The sequence below is a fragment of the candidate division KSB1 bacterium genome, from assembly GCA_024655945.1.
In the GTDB taxonomy this organism is placed as follows: domain Bacteria; phylum Zhuqueibacterota; class Zhuqueibacteria; order JANLFK01; family Oleimicrobiaceae; genus Oleimicrobium.
The window spans coordinates 177,539-194,840 of record JANLFK010000005.1 but is presented as its reverse complement, the minus strand read 5'-3'; the positions used below and the strand labels follow the sequence as shown (position 1 = coordinate 194,840).

Annotated in this window: 16 protein-coding genes and 1 tRNA gene; 12 read left to right on the top strand and 5 right to left on the bottom strand. The window is 62.8% G+C overall.

The window, feature by feature from the left end:
- Positions 1-21: 21 nt before the first annotated feature.
- From NUW13_08665 to yihA, 8 genes are all read left to right on the top strand, one after another.
- Complete coding sequence (locus NUW13_08665; protein ID MCR4439098.1) at positions 22-1,803, top strand: MFS transporter; 1,782 nt, start codon at positions 22-24, stop codon at positions 1,801-1,803.
- A gap of 168 nt (positions 1,804-1,971) precedes the next feature.
- Entirely contained in the window at positions 1,972-2,523 is a 552-nt protein-coding gene (locus NUW13_08660) for a hypothetical protein (GenBank protein MCR4439097.1), read from the top strand.
- Between the two features lie 524 nt (positions 2,524-3,047).
- Positions 3,048-4,406 (top strand): sigma-54 dependent transcriptional regulator, encoded by a 1,359-nt coding sequence (locus NUW13_08655; protein ID MCR4439096.1) that lies wholly within the window; start codon positions 3,048-3,050, stop codon positions 4,404-4,406.
- Between the two features lie 170 nt (positions 4,407-4,576).
- Positions 4,577-4,663 (top strand) — tRNA-Leu (locus NUW13_08650).
- Between the two features lie 149 nt (positions 4,664-4,812).
- Positions 4,813-6,150 (top strand): trigger factor, encoded by a 1,338-nt coding sequence (gene tig, locus NUW13_08645; GenBank protein ID MCR4439095.1) that lies wholly within the window; start codon positions 4,813-4,815, stop codon positions 6,148-6,150.
- Positions 6,151-6,180: 30 nt separating this feature from the next.
- A complete protein-coding gene (gene clpP / locus NUW13_08640; protein MCR4439094.1) occupies positions 6,181-6,783 on the top strand; it encodes an ATP-dependent Clp endopeptidase proteolytic subunit ClpP in 603 nt (200 codons plus the stop codon).
- Positions 6,784-6,832: 49 nt separating this feature from the next.
- On the top strand, positions 6,833-8,074 hold the full coding sequence (clpX, locus tag NUW13_08635) for an ATP-dependent Clp protease ATP-binding subunit ClpX (protein ID MCR4439093.1): 1,242 nt from the start codon (positions 6,833-6,835) through the stop codon (positions 8,072-8,074).
- 75 nt (positions 8,075-8,149) lie between these two features.
- Entirely contained in the window at positions 8,150-8,749 is a 600-nt protein-coding gene (yihA, locus tag NUW13_08630) for a ribosome biogenesis GTP-binding protein YihA/YsxC (GenBank protein ID MCR4439092.1), read from the top strand.
- Positions 8,750-8,754: 5 nt separating this feature from the next.
- Here the strand turns inward: yihA and NUW13_08625 are convergent, their stop codons facing one another.
- The 3 genes from NUW13_08625 to NUW13_08615 are packed head-to-tail and all read right to left on the bottom strand — an operon-like array spanning position 8,755 to position 11,886.
- Positions 8,755-9,933: an iron-containing alcohol dehydrogenase gene (locus NUW13_08625; protein ID MCR4439091.1), complete on the bottom strand. Its 1,179-nt coding sequence runs from the start codon at positions 9,931-9,933 to the stop codon at positions 8,755-8,757.
- Positions 9,933-10,241 (bottom strand): antibiotic biosynthesis monooxygenase, encoded by a 309-nt coding sequence (locus NUW13_08620; GenBank protein MCR4439090.1) that lies wholly within the window; start codon positions 10,239-10,241, stop codon positions 9,933-9,935. The genes NUW13_08625 and NUW13_08620 overlap by 1 nt, the downstream gene beginning before the upstream one ends.
- 19 nt (positions 10,242-10,260) lie before the next feature.
- Positions 10,261-11,886: a C69 family dipeptidase gene (locus NUW13_08615; GenBank protein ID MCR4439089.1), complete on the bottom strand. Its 1,626-nt coding sequence runs from the start codon at positions 11,884-11,886 to the stop codon at positions 10,261-10,263.
- Between the two features lie 442 nt (positions 11,887-12,328).
- Between NUW13_08615 and NUW13_08610 the strand changes: the two genes are divergently transcribed.
- From NUW13_08610 to NUW13_08595, 4 genes are all read left to right on the top strand, one after another.
- The gene (locus tag NUW13_08610; GenBank protein MCR4439088.1) at positions 12,329-12,778 is read left to right on the top strand and encodes a hypothetical protein; all 450 of its coding nucleotides are present in this window, start codon (positions 12,329-12,331) and stop codon (positions 12,776-12,778) included.
- Between the two features lie 4 nt (positions 12,779-12,782).
- Complete coding sequence (locus NUW13_08605) at positions 12,783-13,031, top strand: hypothetical protein (protein MCR4439087.1); 249 nt, start codon at positions 12,783-12,785, stop codon at positions 13,029-13,031.
- Positions 13,010-13,867 (top strand): hypothetical protein, encoded by an 858-nt coding sequence (locus NUW13_08600; GenBank protein MCR4439086.1) that lies wholly within the window; start codon positions 13,010-13,012, stop codon positions 13,865-13,867. The genes NUW13_08605 and NUW13_08600 overlap by 22 nt, the downstream gene beginning before the upstream one ends.
- 69 nt (positions 13,868-13,936) lie before the next feature.
- Entirely contained in the window at positions 13,937-14,191 is a 255-nt protein-coding gene (locus NUW13_08595; protein ID MCR4439085.1) for a hypothetical protein, read from the top strand.
- Positions 14,192-14,344: 153 nt separating this feature from the next.
- Here NUW13_08595 and NUW13_08590 read toward each other — a convergent pair whose 3' ends face one another.
- Both NUW13_08590 and asnB read right to left on the bottom strand, forming a co-directional pair.
- Entirely contained in the window at positions 14,345-15,298 is a 954-nt protein-coding gene (locus tag NUW13_08590; GenBank protein MCR4439084.1) for a radical SAM protein, read from the bottom strand.
- Positions 15,299-15,454: 156 nt separating this feature from the next.
- Positions 15,455-17,266 (bottom strand): asparagine synthase (glutamine-hydrolyzing), encoded by a 1,812-nt coding sequence (gene asnB / locus NUW13_08585; protein MCR4439083.1) that lies wholly within the window; start codon positions 17,264-17,266, stop codon positions 15,455-15,457.
- Positions 17,267-17,302: the final 36 nt, after the last annotated feature.

Here is a 17,302-nt window from a genome sequence, read left to right as displayed (position 1 = left end):
GCACACAGGGAGTAAGGCAGCATGCGCCGTGCACCTGCCCGTGCCGTTGCCTCATGGATCCTCTACGACTTTGCCAACACCATCTACTCCATGAATGTGGTGACCATGTACTTCCCGCTGTGGATGACGGTCAACCTTGCCATGGAGGACATCTGGGTGAGTGTTGGCAACTCCCTTTCCATGGTGCTGGTGGGGCTGACCATGCCGGTCTTGGGCGTGGTCTCGGATCGTTTTCGGGCGCGCATGCCGTATCTCATCGCACTGACCCTGCTCTGCGTAGCGGGCACGGCCATGATCGGCATCGTGGGTGCGCTCGGCATGCCTGGTCTGCCCACCGCCTTGTGTGCCCTCCTGTTCTACATTTTGGCGAACTTTGCCTACCAGGGGAGCTTGGTCTTCTACAATGCCCTCTTGCCAGAGGTCAGTACCCCGCGCACGATGGGCAAAATCTCCGGGTACGGGGTCGCCGTGGGTTACCTTGGGAGCTTCTTTGGCCTGCTGGTGGTCATGCCTTTCGTCACTGGCGGGATAGAGTTCCTGGGGATAGAAGTGCCGTTTTTGCGCGGGCAAGAGGTGGAGGTCGCACGCCTTGAGGGTGGGGAGCGCGCCTACCTTGATGTGAGTGTGGGCCGCGATGCCCACTATGAGTATATCCTGAAGGCTGTCGACGCGCAGGGGAAAGCGAGGGCCCTGCCCATGCGTATTCAGGCGCGGGACACGACCTTGGCGCCTCAGGGGGAAGGCGCGCGGCGCGCGGTGATGGTGCGCTGGCAGGCGCCCGTCCACGAAGATGTCCGCACCTGGCGATTGTACCGGCATCAGGGCGGGTGGGGGCATGTCGGAAGCTTCCTACCCACTGGCTTCCTCTTCCTGCTCACGGCCATACCCACCTTTGTGTTTGTGCGGGACCGCCAGCCGGTGCCGTCAAAGACAAGGGAGATGGCGCGAAACTCGCTGCAGGCCGCCCTGCCCGCCGCCGCCTATGTTCCTTTTCTCCTTGCCGCGCCCTTAGCCGTGGGAGGCTGTGTTCTGTGGCGTCTTGCCGCCCGAAGGCTGCAAGGCGAGTCCGGGCGCGTCGAGGTGGGCAGCGTTCTGGCTGCTTACCACCGTTTCGTGCTCCGCAAGATCCTGCAGCCGGTCTTTCCTGGAGCACATGAGTTCGAGGAGACGGCGCAGCGCATCGTGGCGGGGCTTGCCAAATCCAAAGAGACGCCTGGGGTGCTGCGCTTCCTGGCAGCCAAGTTTTTCTATGAGGAAGCTGTGGAGACGATTATCATTTTCATGGCGGTGTATGCCGTGAAAGTGGTGGGCTTTTCCAGCGATGTGGTGGTGCCGTTCTTCTTAGTAGCCACCACTGCCGCCGCCATCGGTTCTTTTCTCTTCGGCCTTCTTACCGACCGGTTCGGTCCCAAGTCTGCGCTCACGGTGGTGCTCACCGGGTGGATTGTTTCTCTGGTGCTGGTGGTAGCCATCGACAACAGGGCCCTCTTTTGGGGTCTGGCCTGCGCCATCGGCATGTTCTTGGGCGGTACCTGGACCTCGGCCAGGCCCCTGTTGGTGACCCTGGTCCCCGCGGCGAGGCTGGGCGAGTTCTTTGGCTTGTACTCGCTTTCGGGAAAGGCGGCAGCCATCACCGGACCCTTGCTCTGGGGGACGGTGGTATACGCGCTGGGCGCCTACGGTGATGAGGTCAAGTACAAGGCCGCAGTGGCTGCGCTCGCGCTGCTCATGTTGGTCGGACGCTTGCTGCTGCGTGGCGTGCCGGACCGCTGGCAGCGCCACTCGCCTTTGTCTCACGCGTGAACAACGCTTCGTCCTCGCGCAGTCGGTGCCCAGGTGCGGCAAGGGGCGCCAGGCTGCCTCATTTTTGAAAATCCGCCGCTTATCACACCTGCCGATCGCACCTTTCTTGTGGCACGAAGATTGTAAGTGCAAGGCCCAGAAGAGTTAGTGGTGACCTTGGAGGAATGCATGGTGCGACGACTCTTGCTGAGCTCGTTTCTCATGGGTGTGATGGTGGCGGGTGCATTGGCCACAAGCGGCAGAGGAGGCGCGCTTGCCGCCGGCACGGCTGAGGTTCTTACGGGAATGGATGCCAACGTGCATTTGCGCACGATGGTGGTGCGTCCTGGACTCGCCGACGGAGCGCTGACCATTACGGTCGCCTACAGCGATAGATTCGTAGCCATAGCCCGCGAGAGCATGGGGACCGAGGTGATTCCGCTGATACTTTCTGTCTCGGCCCTGGCGCCACAGGGCTCCTATTTTTACCCCGACCGGATTCGGGTAGCCCAGGGTGGGCGTGAGTGGACACCGGTCGTGGTGGGCGAGGAGCGCGAGCTGTTCTCCTTGGACGGACAGCGTGCGGCTGGTGGGCTCCTCGCTGCCAACGAAGTGCGGCAGGTCGTACTCCTGCTGCCTGAATGGTTTGATATAGCGCGGCCGCTGCACATCTCCTATGGGGCGAGCACCAAAACCCTGCGTCTGGTGCACACGGAGAGCAGCATAGCGGCGAGACGTTGACGTCAGACGTGACATGAGTGGTAGGACCGCCTTGAGAGGCGCGGTGCGTGTCTCAGGGAGAGACAATGTTTTGTTCTGAGACACTTTGCTTTTGCACGTTGAGGCGCGGTAGGTTCGAGCTGTAACTCCGCGCCTTTTTTGTCCCTGCGCGAGCATGTGGTGGCCCAGAAGGGGATAGGACACAGGCTTTCGCCCACGGTTTTTTCGGAATTTGCTTGACTTTTAGCCAAGAATTGTGTATATATTCAGAGCACTTTTGGCCCTCAGTGCCTCGATAGGGTCGAGAGGGAGGTGTGGGTTGCGGGGCAGCGCGCCTAGCATTTGGTATGATGATTGCGTGAAGGCCATCAGCCGTGAACGGAGCTTTCTCGCCGCATAGGCCCACGCGGCGACTCCATCTGGTTCAGAGGTTGCACGCATTGCGCTAACCTGCTCGTTCCCGCAGAGTCCGGGGCTGAGAAAACGGCGTCGCGCCCAGGATTCCGCAGCGGAGAACTATGCGCGTGGAGTCGGAGGAAGGCAACATGGAGCGCGAGAAGAGGGTCCTGTTTGTGGATGAGGATGTGAACCTGGTGGCGCTGGTAGAGGCCTCCTTGGCGCGGAAGGGGATGGCGATTGTCGCCATCAGGACACTCGAAGAGGCGTGGCAGGCACTGGCGCGCGGGGAAGGCTACGACTTTGTCCTCTTGTCGATGAAGAACCCGCCGGTGGAGGAAGTCAGGCTGCTGCGCAGGATTCGCGCCGAGCAACCCGAGTGCGCCGTGGTGGTGATGGCGGGCTACGGGGCCATCAACGATGCCATCGTCGCGCTGAAGAACGGGGCAGTGGACTACTTGCTCAAGCCGGCGCGGCCCTCGCAGGTGCTCTTTGCCCTGGAGCGTACTGCCGAGCGGGTGGCCAGGCGAGGTCTGAGCGATGCCCTCCTCCTCGGCCACTGCCGCGAGTGCCGGTTCAGCGGCGTGGTCTGCGTCTCCAGGCGGATGCGCAACGTCTGCCACCAAGTGGGAACGGTGGCCAACTCCAACGCCCCCATCCTGCTCATGGGGGAGCCTGGCACAGGCAAAGAGCTGTTCAGCCGCACCATCCACTGCTTGAGCCCCAGACGCCTCAATCCCTATCTCAAGGTCAGTTGCAGTACCCTCAGCACCAACCAGTTGCAGGCGCAACTCTTTGGCGGCGACCCAGAGATGGCCGACCTGCGGCGTCCGTCGGTGCAAAGCAGTCCCTTGATCACCGGCGGCACGGTTTACCTGGACGAGGTAGCTGCTCTGCCGATTCCCATCCAGGGCAAATTGGTACAGGCACTGCAGGAGCGGGAAATCCAGGGAGCGGACGGAGTGACCACCTACGGGCTGGATGTGCGCCTCATCTCGTCCACGCGCGAGAACTTGGCCGAGCTGGTCGACCAGGGAAAATTCCGCGAGGACCTTTACTACAAGCTCAACGTAGTCTCTGTCAGCATTCCACCTCTGCGTCGCCACCCTGAGGACATATTGCCACTGGCCGAGTACTACCTCGACTACTATTGCGACGCTACCGGCAAACGGATCCGCGGCTTCTCGACGGCGGCGGAGGAAGTGCTCACCCGGTACGACTGGCCGGGCAATGTACGCGAGTTGCGCAATGCCGTGGAGCGGGCGGTCATCCGGGCGCGCGGCGAAAAGGTTGAAATCGCCGACCTGCCAGAAGAAATCCTTCCCCCTGCAGATCCGAAGGTGGTTCATCTCCGCCTGGAAGACCGTCGTCTGGAGGCGGCGGAGGAGGCCCTTATCGAGCAGGTGCTCACGGAAACCAAAGGCAACATCAGCAAGACTGCCGATATCCTCGGCGTCAGCCGCGGCACTCTCTACAACAAGCTGGAAAAGTACAAGCTTCGCAAGTAGGTCTTTCCCAGGCAATCGGCTCCGGAGGCCCCGCTGTTGGGGCCTCTTCTGTCTTGCGGCGGTGCAAGAACCATTCTCGCAGCCACCACACAACCTCACGCCGCGTCGCTCCCTCCGGGACAAAACGGTTGACAATGCAGGCAAAAATATGTATATTAACGCCGCGTTTGGCGAGAGTGGCGGAGTTTGGCAGACGCGCTAGACTTAGGATCTAGTGCCTTTACGGCGTGGGGGTTCGAGTCCCCCCTCTCGCACCAGGTGATGGAGGGCACGCTCCCTGCGGACAAGAACCTGCAGCAGGAGCCTTCACCCTGCCTGTGCTCCTCACGCAGATCAGGATGGCGAGGAAAATCGGAAACCGCTCGGCGGTTCTTTTTTTGCGAAAGGATTGAACAAGGAGAAGTTATTGCGAGTCGACATTCAGGACAGAGAACAGTGGCAGAAGCAAGTGACCATCGCCTTTCCGGCGGAAACGGTGACGCCGAAGCTGGAGGAGGCGTACGCCCAATATCAGAAGCGCGTGGCATTGCAGGGGTTTCGCAAGGGGAAAGTGCCCCGCTCGCTTCTTCGGGAAATGTTTGGCAAAGAGATCGAAGCGGCGGTGTTTGAGGAGTTGGTCTCGGAAGTCTACCCTGGCATCATCGACCAATATGGCCTGAAGCCAGTCGGGTCGGGGCGCATCACGGAGACCAACTTCGACCCCGACGACGGCTTGACGGTCACGCTTCTGGTCGATGTGGAACCGGAGATCCGCGTGGAGCACTACAAGGGGCTCACGGTGGAACACGAGGTCTACCGGGTGAGCGACCAGGACGTAGACGAGATGCTGGAGAAGATCCGCCGCGACAATGCGATGAGCACTGCGGTGGAAGGCGGCGCCGAGCTCGGGCACATCGTGACCATCGACGTGCAGCGCTTAGACCGCACCGGGGTGCCCATCTTAGGGGAGCGGTATGCAGATCGACGCCTCGAGCTCCGCGAATCGCCGGCTACCGAGGAGCATGCTGCTTTCAGTCGCCAGCTGCTGGGAGCGCAGGTGGGCGAAAGGCGACGCGTGCGGCTGGTGCGCCCGGCCCCTCCAGCCAAAGCCAACGAACCGCCGCGACAGGTCGAAGACCTGTTCGAGGTCACGGTTAAAGAGATCCTGAAGAGAGAGCTCCCGGACATCGACGACGATTTGGCCAAGGACGTGGGGGATTTCGAGTCCCTGGCGGAGTTGCGCAGCTACGTGCGCGAGCAGTTGGCCGCCCATTATGCCGAAGAGGCCCAGGAGCAGCTCCGGCGACGCCTCATGGACGAAGTCATCAAGGCCAATAACTTCGATGCTCCCGCTCACATGGTAGAGGCCTACCTGGACGGGCTCATCGAAATGGCGCGCAAGGAGAGCACCCGCCGCCTCGATGAGAGGACGCTGCGCGAGAAGCTGCGCCCGGATGCCATCTGGTGGGTCAAGTGGGAGCTCATCCGCGACCAGATTGCCAGAGCAGAGAAAATCGAAGTCACCGAGCAAGACGTGGAACAGGCCATCGCGGCTATGCGCGAGCAAGCAAAGGGCGAAGGGCGCGCGGAACGCTTCGAGCAGGTCGACGAGAAAACGCGGCGCCGCATCAGGCGCAGCTTGCTTGAGCAGCGCGTGCTGGATGTCATCGCGCGCCACGCCAAAATCAAAGAGCGCAAGGTGAAGCACAAAGAGCATGGGGCACATCCGTTGGTGGTAACCGCAAGCCCTGCGGGGCAGTTTTGACGAGAGAACAGACGAGGTGACGACATGGGTCTGGTACCGATTGTGATTGAGCAGACGGGTCGAGGGGAACGCGCCTACGACATATTCTCGCGCCTCCTCAAGGAGCGCATTATCTTCATCGGCACGGCCATTGACGATGCCGTGGCGAGCCTGGTCATTGCACAGATGCTGTTCTTGGAGGCAGAGGACCCGGAAAAGGATGTCTACCTGTACTTGAACACCCCGGGCGGCATCGTCTCCTCCGGCCTGGCCATCTACGACACGATGCAGTACATTCAGCCGAATGTGGCGACCATTTGCATGGGGCAAGCCTCCAGCCTGGGGGCGCTGCTTCTGGCAGCCGGCGCCAAGGGGAAGCGCTCCGCACTGCCGCATTCGCGGATCATGATCCATCAGCCCATGGGTGGGGCACAGGGGCAGGCCTCGGACATTGAGATTCACGCCAAGGAGATTCTGCTGCTGCGCGAGAAGTTGAACGAGATCCTGGCCGACCACACAGGGCAGCCGGTGGAGAAGATTGCGCGCGACACGGACCGCAACTTCTTCATGTCGGCCGAAGAGGCAAAGGAATACGGCATCATCGACGAGGTTCTTACCCGTAAAGAGTTGGCAAGGAAGAAGGCAAGCAAGTGACGCCCTTCAGGAGAGAGCGGCGCGTCCCGGTCTGTAGCGGAGTGAAGTCATGAGCGACGAGGCGCACAAACGGTTGTACATCTGTTCCTTCTGTGGCCGCAACTCCCACCAGGTGGAGAGCATCGTGGTCGGCCCGGAAGTGAACATCTGCGACGAGTGCGTGGAGAGCGCCAGCCGCATGGTGATGCAGATGCGGGCGCAGCGTGCTCCTCGCGAGATGCGCCGCATCCCTACGCCTGCGGAGATCAAGAAAGAGCTGGATGACTATGTCATCGGCCAGGAGCAGGCCAAGAAAAACCTGGCAGTGGCCGTGTACAACCACTATAAGCGCATCTCCTCCCAGAGCAGCCGCCACGAGGTGGAGATCGACAAAAGCAACATCCTGCTCATCGGCCCGACCGGCACCGGCAAGACGCTCTTAGCGCAGATGCTGGCCCGCTTCCTGCAAGTGCCGTTCGTGATTGCTGATGCCACCACCATGACCGAGGCCGGCTACGTGGGCGAGGATGTGGAGAACATCCTGGTGCGCCTGCTGCAAGCTTCGGACTATGATGTGGCGCGCGCCGAACGTGGCATTGTCTACATCGACGAGATCGACAAGATCGCGCGCAAGGACGGCAACCCCTCGATCACCCGTGATGTGTCCGGCGAAGGAGTGCAGCAGGCGCTGCTCAAGATCTTGGAGGGGACGATCTCCGCAGTGCCGCCTAAAGGCGGGCGTAAACACCCCGAACAACCCCTCATCAACGTCAACACGCGCAACATACTGTTCATCTGTGGCGGGGCGTTCTGCGGCTTGGAGAAGATTATTGCGGCACGCGTGGGCAAGAGCACGGTCGGCTTCGGCGCCAAGGTGACCGCCAAGCAGAAGAAAGAAGTGAGCGAGCTGCTGCACCAAGTGGAGCCGGAGGACTTGCTCAACTTTGGTCTCATCCCAGAATTCATCGGACGTCTGCCCATCATCAGCGTTCTGGAGGAGTTGAGCCGCGATGCCCTGTTGGCCATTCTCACTGAACCCAAGAACGCCCTGACTAAGCAGTACCAGCGCCTGTTCGAGTTGGACGGGGTCAAGCTGGAATTCGACCGCCAGGCTCTCGAGGCCATCGTCGACCTTTCCATCAAGCGCGGTGCGGGTGCGCGCGGCCTGCGCTCCACCATGGAGCGGGTGATGCTGGACATCATGTACGCCCTGCCGTCGATGCCGGATGTGGTGGAATGCCGCATCACCCGCGAGGTTGTCCTCCATGGCGCCCAGCCGATGTACCAGCGGCGGGTGCGCAAGACTGCCTGAGGCGGGCCAAGGAGGGGGAACAGGCGGCATGCCGCCTTGCCTTGAGCCGAGTGCGTGCAGAAGGGAGGGGTCGGGATGAAAGTGACCAAGGCCGAGTTCGCGCGCACGGTCGCTGTGCTGACGCAACTGCCCCGCGATGAGCGCCCGCAGATCGCCTTTGCCGGGCGATCCAACGTGGGCAAGTCCAGCCTCATCAATTGCCTGGTGGGCCGGCGTAAGCTGGCGCTGGTGAGCAGCACCCCGGGCAAGACCCGCCATCTGAACTTCTACCTGATCAACGACGCCGTCTACTTCGTGGACCTGCCCGGGTACGGCTTTGCGCAGGTTTCGCGCCAGGCGCGCGAGCAGTGGGGTGAGCTCGTCACTGCCTATTTGGAAGGTTGCGCGGCGCTGCGCGGTGTGGTGCTCATCACCGATGCCCGCCACGAGTTGAGCCCACTAGACCTGCAGACGGTCGCCTGGTTGCGCCAGTTAGCCCTACCGACCGTGGTTGTCGCCACAAAAAGCGACAAACTGTCCCGCGCACAGCTTCTCCAGCAGCAGGCGCGCAATGGCGAGCTGCTTGCGCCGTTGGGGGTAGGCGAGCTGGTCGGCTTTTCGGCGCGCACCGGCCATGGCAAGCACCAGCTCTGGGCGCGCATCGATGCGCTGCTGGCAGCTCCGCCTCGGGGGTGAAGCTCCTACAGGCGCTCCTGCAGCAGTGCCAGGCGCTGCTCTTGGTCGAGGGCCGCGGGGTTATTCTTGTTCTCGCCCTGTCGCGCCACTTCGCGAAGCAGCGCCTCATCCAGACCAAAGCTCCCCAAGCGCGGTATGCGAAACCGCACCGTCCATCTTTCCAGCTCGTCGACCAGCCTGCGGCACTGCGTGAGCACGTCGCCTTCTGCGCCGGTCAGCAGTGCCCCAACTGTGCCATACTTTTCCAGGGCGAGCCGGCTTCGTGCGTCATCCGCCTGGCGGAGCGAGTCGATGGTCATTCTGGTGGCCGTGGCCAGCAATGTGCCGCAGGCCACGCCGTGAGGTATCGGGGCCAAGGCGCCAAGTGGCCCCGCCAGGCCGTGGACAATGCCCAGGCCGGCATTGGCCAGGGTCAGTCCGGAGAGGAGAGCCGCATAGGCCATCCCGTCGCGCGCCTGGATGTCTAGCGCACCGTCTCTTACTGCGCGCTCCAAGCAGTCGCGCACGCGCTCCATGCCTTGCACAGCCAAGAGGTCGGTGAGCGGCGAGGCATTGGTGCTCACGTATGACTCCAAGAGCTGCGTGAAGGCATCCATGCCGCAGGCGGCAGTCAGCTCTGGTGGACAGGTGCAACTGAGCACAGGGTCGACGAGGGCGACCTCGGGCACAAAGTGCTCATGGCGCAGGGACTTTTTGAATCCCCCCGGTCCGCGCATGGTAAGCACGGCGTTCTTGGTCGCCTCGCTGCCCGTGCCGGCAGTGGTGGGCACCGCGATGAAGGGCACTTTTCCGCCACTGTGCCGCTCTGGGTCACCTATCCCTTCCAAAAATGCGGCAACGGAGCCTTCCTCGGGGAGCATCGCCGAGATGGCTTTGCCGGCATCTAACGCGCTGCCGCCGCCTACTGCGACCACTACCTGCACGGCCTTCGGACGGAGAGCTTCCACGGCCTCATCCACCAGTTGGGGTGAAGGCTCTTCGGCCAGGGTGAGGTGTTCCACCACGACGCCCACGTACCGCAGGGCGGCCAGGATTTCCTGCAATTTGCCTGAGGTGCAGAGGGCGTGGGTTCCCGTGACGAGAAGAAGGCGCGAGCCGAACCGGTTTACCAGCTCAGGCAGGCGCGCGAGGCTCCCGCAGCCGAAGACGATGTGCGGCGTGCGAGAGAACGAAAAGGCGGCCATCACCACTGGCTCCGATCTGCGGGGAAGAGCACGCGGTGTGCCACCCCTTCGCGCGGTTTCGCCATCCACGGTTCCACCGTCGCGCGCCACTTGAGGTAGTGCGGCGTCTGCTTGTGGGCCGCTGCCGCCTCTTCTGATTCATAGGCCTCGTAAAGCAAAAAGCGCGTGGGGTCGTTGGCGCACTGCAGCACATCGAAGCGGAGGTTGCCGGGCTCTTTCACAGAACCCTTGTGGTTCTCGGCGGTGGCTTGAATAAAGTCCTGGATGTGTTCCGGCTTGACAAAGACCGAGACGGTGTTCACCACCATTGTCCTTCCTGCTGCTGGCTTACCACAGCTCATCGTACTTGGTCCATAGTCGGTCGCCGAGCTCCCAGGCTGCCTGCACCACGCGCTCGCCGCACTTGATGGCATAGTCGGTGAGGAATCTCCTGGCGGCTGCGGGATCGGCTCGATAGAGGCGCAGAGCGTCTTGTTCAATTTGCTCCTGATTGGCAAAGAGTTCCGCCTGCAGAGGTCCCCAGGTGGCTGCCACGTCCTTGCGCATGTCGCCCCAGCGCTGTGCCGCCAGCGTCCCCAGCCGGTTGAAAGCCCACCAGGCGCAGTCGCGGCTGAATCCACGTGCACGGCCATCGACCTTGTAGCTGGGGGCGACGTCGGTGATTCCGCAGTACAGGGGAATGTACACCGAGGTGGCCACGTTGTCGAGCGCCAGCCACACCACGCCGGCGATCTCATCGGGCAGGCCCTCGCGCGACTGGGTGATGGTGGCGTACATGGTGTACCAGCGCGCAATGGTGCGCTCGCCGCGCCAGCCCCAGCCGCCGTTGATTTTGAAAACCTTGTTCATGTCGTAGGGCATGAAGGGATTGGCCAGCGGGGAGATGATGGTGCGTCCGCTGTCGTCAGTGACGGTGATGTTCTTGACAAAATTGTACTCGGTACCCTCGTAGTAGTCCTGGAAGATGCGCACAAGCTTCTGCAAGGTCACCAGGGTATCTGGGCGCACGGAGAAGGGGTAGTTCTCCGACTCTGGGTTGAGCTTGAGCGAGGGCGCCAGGAGGTCCAGCACGCGCCATTCCCGGCGGCGCGCCGCCAGCGAGGTTCGACCTTCGGGCGCATAGGCATAGCAGAATTCGAAGGGCCCCTGGCGCGGGTCCCACCAGCCACTGTCCTGAGCTACCTGGAACACGTTGGCCGAGGCCACGAAAAAGTCAGGGTTGCCAAGGTCGATCTGGCGAATGCGGCTGGCATTGGCGTTGACCGAGACATGGTCGTCGGGCACGCGCTGTGCCGCCCAGATGGCGCCCACTTGCCCTTTGCCTGGCCCCACAATCTCGAGGTGCCACACTTCCTTGGTATCGGCGATGGTGAGGCATTCACCCGCATCGTTGTAGCCATAGGTGCGGGTCAGTTCGTCGGCCAGGCGGATGGCCTCGCGCGCCGTGGCGCACCTCTCTAACATCAGCCGTACCAGTTGCTGGCAGTCGATGAGCCCCTTGTCCGAGCGCAGGCTTTCGCGGCCGCCGAAGGTGGACTCGCCCACCGCCAGCTGGCGGTCGTTCATGCACGGGTAGGCCGTGTTGATGTAGCCATGGGTATGTTCGGCCTGCGGGATCTGGCCGACGGCGACGCAGCGGTAGGAGGGCATGGCCAGCGAGTCGCTGTTGGCGCGTTTGCGCAAAGTGAGCAGAGTGCCGGGCCGGTAGCGCCGCGCCGGCACGATGTCCAACGACGAGTGGGTGCGGTGGCTGTCGCAGGTGTGCGAGGTACTCACCCAGCCGCTTGCGGACGCCTTGCGCCCGACGGTGATGGTGGTGCAGCCATCTGGTCGGCCATCGGCCCAATCGCTCGCCTGGCCGCGCAGCTGCCGCCCAGCCTGAGCCAGGAAGACCAGCGCCATCAAGCTGCTGGTCAGGCATGGACGCGCGAAATACGCAGAGCATTTGGCCATCAGGTGTCCTCCTTGCTTGTTTCGGTTGGGTAGGCCACTTTGGTGGCATAGGGAGCTTTGGCGGAAAAGATACCGCAAATCGGAGAAAAAGTCAAGCTGTTTGCAGGGGGAGAGAAGCTTTCCGGATGCGCGCCGAACAGGCCCCATGGTGCGGGAGCTGCCGGGACTATCGATGTTTCTCCGCCGAAGTTGGGCTCAAATTGCAAGAGAGGGAGCCAGCACAGACGCCGGCAGGTCTTCTGTGGGCCGGGGAATGAACTGACGACGGTGCGCGGTGAGAGCGCGCGAGTTGCGCGCGTTGGGTCGGGCCCTGCGCCCGACCTCCCCGAGATTTTTTGATTTCCCTCTTGACACGAACGCTTCTTCTTGTACATTGCAGTTCGGGAGAGGGAGGGGAGGGGTGCTACAGAGGATGCGTGCTGTCACATGGAGGGTTCGCGCCATGCAGTCCAGGACAGGCGAGCGGCAGACGCGGTTGGTGACCCTGGTGGTGGTCTTTTGCCTGCTGCTTGCAGTGAACGCCGTGCTGCTCCTGGTGGGCCGGGGGAGCAAGGGAGGGCGGGCACGGCAAGCGGCAACGACACTGGTGGGCCAAGACCTGGATAAGCGTCTGCGGCGCGCGGGGATCGACCTGGGGAGAAGGCGTGCCTCGGTGGAGGTGATCCTGTTTGCGGACGAGGAAGTGCAGCTGAGGCTGGGCTCACTTGGGGAGCGACTTGGCGAACTGTTGCGCAGGGGGTGTGCCGCCGGGGGTCAGGTACTTTGTGGACCGGTCTGGCCGGGCGCGGCAGGCTTGTGGCGTGGCCACCACGGGCAGTGGCCTGCTCGTGTGCGATGGGCGGGGCAAGGTGCTTGTGGCGCTGAGCCGGCTGGAGAGGGCAGGGCAAGTTGAGAATGTGCTGAGCACGCTGTGGCTGAACCCCCAGGTGGCAAGCCATCTGCCTCCTGCCAAGGGAGCGGCGCCGAGCAGCGAGTGGGGGCGGAGGCTGGCCAATTTTCCATTTGATAGTCTCCTTGCTGCTGCAGAGGTAGTGGTCATCGATCTGCATCGGGTGCCGCGGCGAGCGCTGCGTTTGGTGCGCAGCGTGGGGGATAAGGAGGTGCCGCCACCGGGGAGCCGGTGTTGGGGGCACCCATTGCCATAGCCGCCGACCAGAGGGGGAGGGTGTTTGTCTGCGACGAGAAGCTGAACGCCGTCATTGAGCTGGACAGCACAGCTACCATCAGGGGGGAGATAGCGCAGAGGGGGGTAGGTCCTGGGGAATTGAGCCTGCCGACGGCGGTGGCGGTGCAGGAGGGGAGGCTGCTGGTGGCAGATGCTTGCTTTCGCCTGCAGGTGTTTGACAGCACGCTACGCTTTGTGAACTCCTATCCCCTGGACTGGGAGGTGGTGCCGTTCGAGGGGCTGGGGGTGTTCGGCAACGTGGTGTGCATTCCCTTTGGGCCTCTTCCTGCCTACCGCTCCAAAATCGTCCACTTCTATGAGTTGGGCGATGGTCACATGCATCTGATCGGGTCTCTTTTCGATTATGTGCGGCCGAAGAAGCGTTACTCTGATCCCACTGGGGCGCTGCTGACGCAGAACCGCGTGCGCCTGGCCACGGACGGCCGCCGCTACCTGGCCGTGGGGAGGCCGCACGAGGCCTTCGTCTCGGTAGTAGACGTGACCGCAAGGGTAGCGTGGAGATATGTGTTCCAGGGGGCGGAAATCAGGCGCCGCAAAAAGAGGGGGTTAGGACCTGGTTGGCCCGATTTTGCCGCCATCCCGCTATATGGTGCGTTGTCGTTTGACCCGCCGGGCAAGCTCTGGGTGCAGTTCGAATTCGGCATCCTGCGACTCGAGCCAGGCGCAGATTTGCAATGTGTGCTGTTCGTGCCGGAAAGCGCTTGCACCGCGGGTGAAGCGGTACTTCCTGGCGCTCTCTCTGGCGATTGCGCACTCCCGCACATTTCTCGCCTCGGCCGGCGAGGGACGCCTTGAGGTCTACAGTTGGTAAGTTACCTCTCTCCAACGGGTGGAAGAATTCATCAGGGGGGCGAGGGGGGAATAATGAATTGGGCCCTGGGCCTGTTGATCGCGCGCACCGCGGTCAACGTGAGTTCCGTTCTTCTCTGCGGCACCAATGCCCGTGCGGAAGGCGGCGAGGTCAAGTGCGCTTTTTGCCTCGGCGAGCTCGGCTATCCCAATTGCCGCGCAGGTGGCTGCCGTGGGGTGGGCGCGGACTATTGCTATGGTCGGTGCGTTGACTGCGGGTGCGAGCCGGGGTACCAGGCCCTGTGTTCGGTGCGCTGGGACCCGAATTAGCCACCTTTGCGCCCTGCGAAAGTGAGAAGGGGCGCGCGGCAGGTACACCAGGAGGCCGCAACCAACGTCTTGGTTGTACAGGGATGCTCAGCCACCTGCGGGGAGGCACCCGGGGCAGCGCACGCAGGGTTTCCCGTTGGCTCGCGAGGCCATTCACCCCAGCTCCTGCACCCAGCCGTTTTCCAGGCCGTAGCGGTCCAGCAGCGCGAGCGCCTGGTGGTACTCCTCCTCAGTAACCCGGCGCATGAGCTCCGGAAAGCGGCGCGCCTCCCAAATGGGCAGGTACTGGCTCATGAGACTCATGTGCACATTGGGCGAAAGCTCGCGGGCGATGGTGGAGAGCACCCGCTCCGTGTTCTGCAAGGCGCCCGGCAGGACCAAGTGCCGCACCAGCAGCCCGCGGCGGGCAATGCCCTCTTCGTCCAGTTGCAGGTCGCCCACCTGGCGGTACATCTCGCGCAGCGCCGCCAGGCACACGCCCGGATAGTCCGGCGTCGCAGAGTAGCGCCGCGCCAGCTCCGCGTCTGCGTACTTGAAATCGGGCAGATACACGTCCACAACTCCCTCCAGCAGCCGCAGCGTTTCCAGGGACTGGTAGCCGCTGGAGTTGTACACGATGGGCAGGTGCAGCCCTTGCCGGGCGGCCAGGTGCAGGGCCTCGAGCACGCGGGGCAGAAAGTGCGTGGCCGTCACCAAGTTGATGTTGTGCGCCCCACGCCGCTGCAGATAGAGCATCGCCCTTGCCAGCGTCGCCGGCGACAGCACATGTCCCGACCGCCAATGGCTCATGGGGAAGTTCTGGCAGAAGACACAAGCCATGGTGCAACCGCTGAAGAAGAGGATGCCGGAGCCACGCGTGCCGGAAATGGGCGGTTCCTCGCCAAGGTGCACCTTGGGCTTGTACAGGACCACCTCGGCTCCCATGCCGCAGAAACCCAATTCGCCGGCGAGCCGGTTGACAGCGCATGCCCGAGGGCAAAGCCGACACTCCGTCAGCTGCGCAGCCGCCACCCGTACCCGCTCCCTGAGCTCACCACTGCGCAGGAGAGCGCGATAGCCCGGTTCATAGCCGTGAGTCGGTTCCACAGGCGTCATCGTCGCAGCCATGGAAGGCACGGAACTGGGCCAAGCACCAGCTCATTCACCTGAGCGCAGGCGGAAACTGTGGCGGTACCCCGTTTGGCCCACAGTGGGAGGTAACTTGGGGACTGGCCGCGAGGCAGCCCTGCGCGGGGCCGTGACTCCAGGCAAACTGCCGGCCGGTCATAGCGTCACCTCGTAGAGGCGAGCCCAGAGTGCCACATTGAACAGCTTCCACAGGGCCCTATCGTCCGGCGCCATGGCAGGAGAGTGAAGCGCTTGGGGAGTGAGCATCTGGTGCAGCAGAGGACTGCGCTCAATTTCCTGCACAAATTGCTCGCGGGGATTCATCCAGCTGGCTAATGGCGCCTCGAACCCCACCTTTTCGCGGCGCCAGGCAACCTCCGGCGGCAGCACCTCGATGGCGCGGACGATGTACTTTGTCCAGCCGTCGCGAATCTTCAGGCGGTTGTTCAGGGAAAGCGCCGTTTCCGCAAGGCGAAAGTCCAGGAAGGGCAGACGGGCCTCTACGGCAAAGTGCATGGAGTTGCGGTCTTCGTAGCGCAACAGGTGAGGGAGCTGGGTCTGGGTCAGTTCGAGGCGCTGCAGCTCGACGATGTCGGCAAAGCTCTCCGCAACCTGCCGGGCCAGCGAGGAGTTGACCTGCGCTAAGAGCTCCGGCTTCAGGTAAGCGTGGCGGGCCTTGAGGCGGCTCAGGCGCACCCTGGCGCGCGGAAAGTAGAACGTGAAGAGCGCCAAGCGCCACGCCGAGAGCCGCGAATGCCGGGCGCAGTTGAGGAATTCCCGGGCCATGGACGGCAGAGGCAGGGAGCGCAGGTAGGCGGTAAAGTAGCGTTCGTAGCCCAGCAGACATTCGTCGCCGCCCTGGCCGTCCAGAAGAACAGGACAGCCTACCTCGCGGGCAGTGCGCATCACGAAGTACTGGAGAAAGACCGAAGGGCTGCCAAAGGGCTCCTCTTGAGCGCGCACTACCTCCTCCAAGGCTGCAATAAAGTCCGCGCGCTGAGGCGCAACCACATGCCACTCTAAGTTCGCAGCCCGTGCCACCCGCTCGGCGTAGGGCGTCTCGTCGACGCGGGGATCGCTCGCCTTAGCGGTGATGGCCACAAAGCGGCGCCCTGTCTGGCTCTGGTAGGCGGCCGAGGCAAGGGTGGCAACCGTGGAGCTGTCCAGGCCGCCGCTCAGGCAGGTGCCCACCTGCACATCGGCACGCAGACGGATGGTCACCGCACGCTCCAGCTCCTTGCGGAACAGGGCAATGGCCTCGCGCTCGTCCACCCGGGCAAGGGAACTGTCCACGGGGAGCTCGTAGTAGCGCTTCACCTCATGCCGGTGACTGCGCACATCGTAGTGCAGATTGTGGCCAGGGGGGAGCTTGCGGATGCCCGCAAAGAAAGACTCGTCATCGTACTCCTCAAGCCCAAGCACAAGATAGTCCACGATCTTGCCGGGGTTGGCGCGGCGCTCGCCGAACAGAGGGAGAAGCTGCTTGATCTCGGAGGCAAAGGCAAAGGCCTTGTCCGTCTCGGCATAGTAGAACGGTTTGACGCCAAACCGGTCGCGGCTGCAAAAGAGGATTTCGTGTCGGCGGTCGTACAGAGCAAAGGCCCACATGCCGTTGAAGCGGTGCACGCACTGCTCACCCCAGCAGTCATACGCGGCAAGGACAACCTCCACATCGGTGCGGGTGCGGAAGCGGTAGCCGAGCGCCTCCAACTCCTGCCGCAGCTCGACAAAGTTGTAGACTTCCCCGTTGAAGACGACCACGTACCGGTCGAGGTAGTGCATCGGCTGATTGCCTGCGGGTGTGAGGTCGAGGATGGCCAGACGGCGGTGCCCCAAGGCAAAGTGGGCACCGAAGAAGTAGCCTTCGCCGTCCGGCCCACGATGACGAACCAGCCCCGTCATCTGCGCGACGGTCGTCTTGTCAACGGGCGTGTTGTCCTTATGGACGATGCCGGATATTCCGCACACCGAAGGTGCTCCTTTTGGGGCCTATGGCAAAAGGTC

Bases quoted from the DNA above. Each gene is read 5' to 3' on its own strand.
- NUW13_08665 (MCR4439098.1), top strand. From the start codon at position 22: ATGCGCCGTGCACCTGCCCGTGCCGTTGCCTCATGGATCCTCTACGAC.
- NUW13_08660 (MCR4439097.1), top strand. From the start codon at position 1,972: ATGGTGCGACGACTCTTGCTGAGCTCGTTTCTCATGGGTGTGATGGTG.
- NUW13_08655 (MCR4439096.1), top strand. From the start codon at position 3,048: ATGGAGCGCGAGAAGAGGGTCCTGTTTGTGGATGAGGATGTGAACCTG.
- clpX (MCR4439093.1), top strand. From the start codon at position 6,833: ATGAGCGACGAGGCGCACAAACGGTTGTACATCTGTTCCTTCTGTGGC.
- yihA (MCR4439092.1), top strand. From the start codon at position 8,150: ATGAAAGTGACCAAGGCCGAGTTCGCGCGCACGGTCGCTGTGCTGACG.
- NUW13_08625 (MCR4439091.1), bottom strand. From the start codon at position 9,933: ATGGCCGCCTTTTCGTTCTCTCGCACGCCGCACATCGTCTTCGGCTGC.
- NUW13_08620 (MCR4439090.1), bottom strand. From the start codon at position 10,241: ATGGTGGTGAACACCGTCTCGGTCTTTGTCAAGCCGGAACACATCCAG.
- NUW13_08615 (MCR4439089.1), bottom strand. From the start codon at position 11,886: ATGGCCAAATGCTCTGCGTATTTCGCGCGTCCATGCCTGACCAGCAGC.
- NUW13_08610 (MCR4439088.1), top strand. From the start codon at position 12,329: ATGCAGTCCAGGACAGGCGAGCGGCAGACGCGGTTGGTGACCCTGGTG.
- NUW13_08595 (MCR4439085.1), top strand. From the start codon at position 13,937: ATGAATTGGGCCCTGGGCCTGTTGATCGCGCGCACCGCGGTCAACGTG.
- NUW13_08590 (MCR4439084.1), bottom strand. From the start codon at position 15,298: ATGGCTGCGACGATGACGCCTGTGGAACCGACTCACGGCTATGAACCG.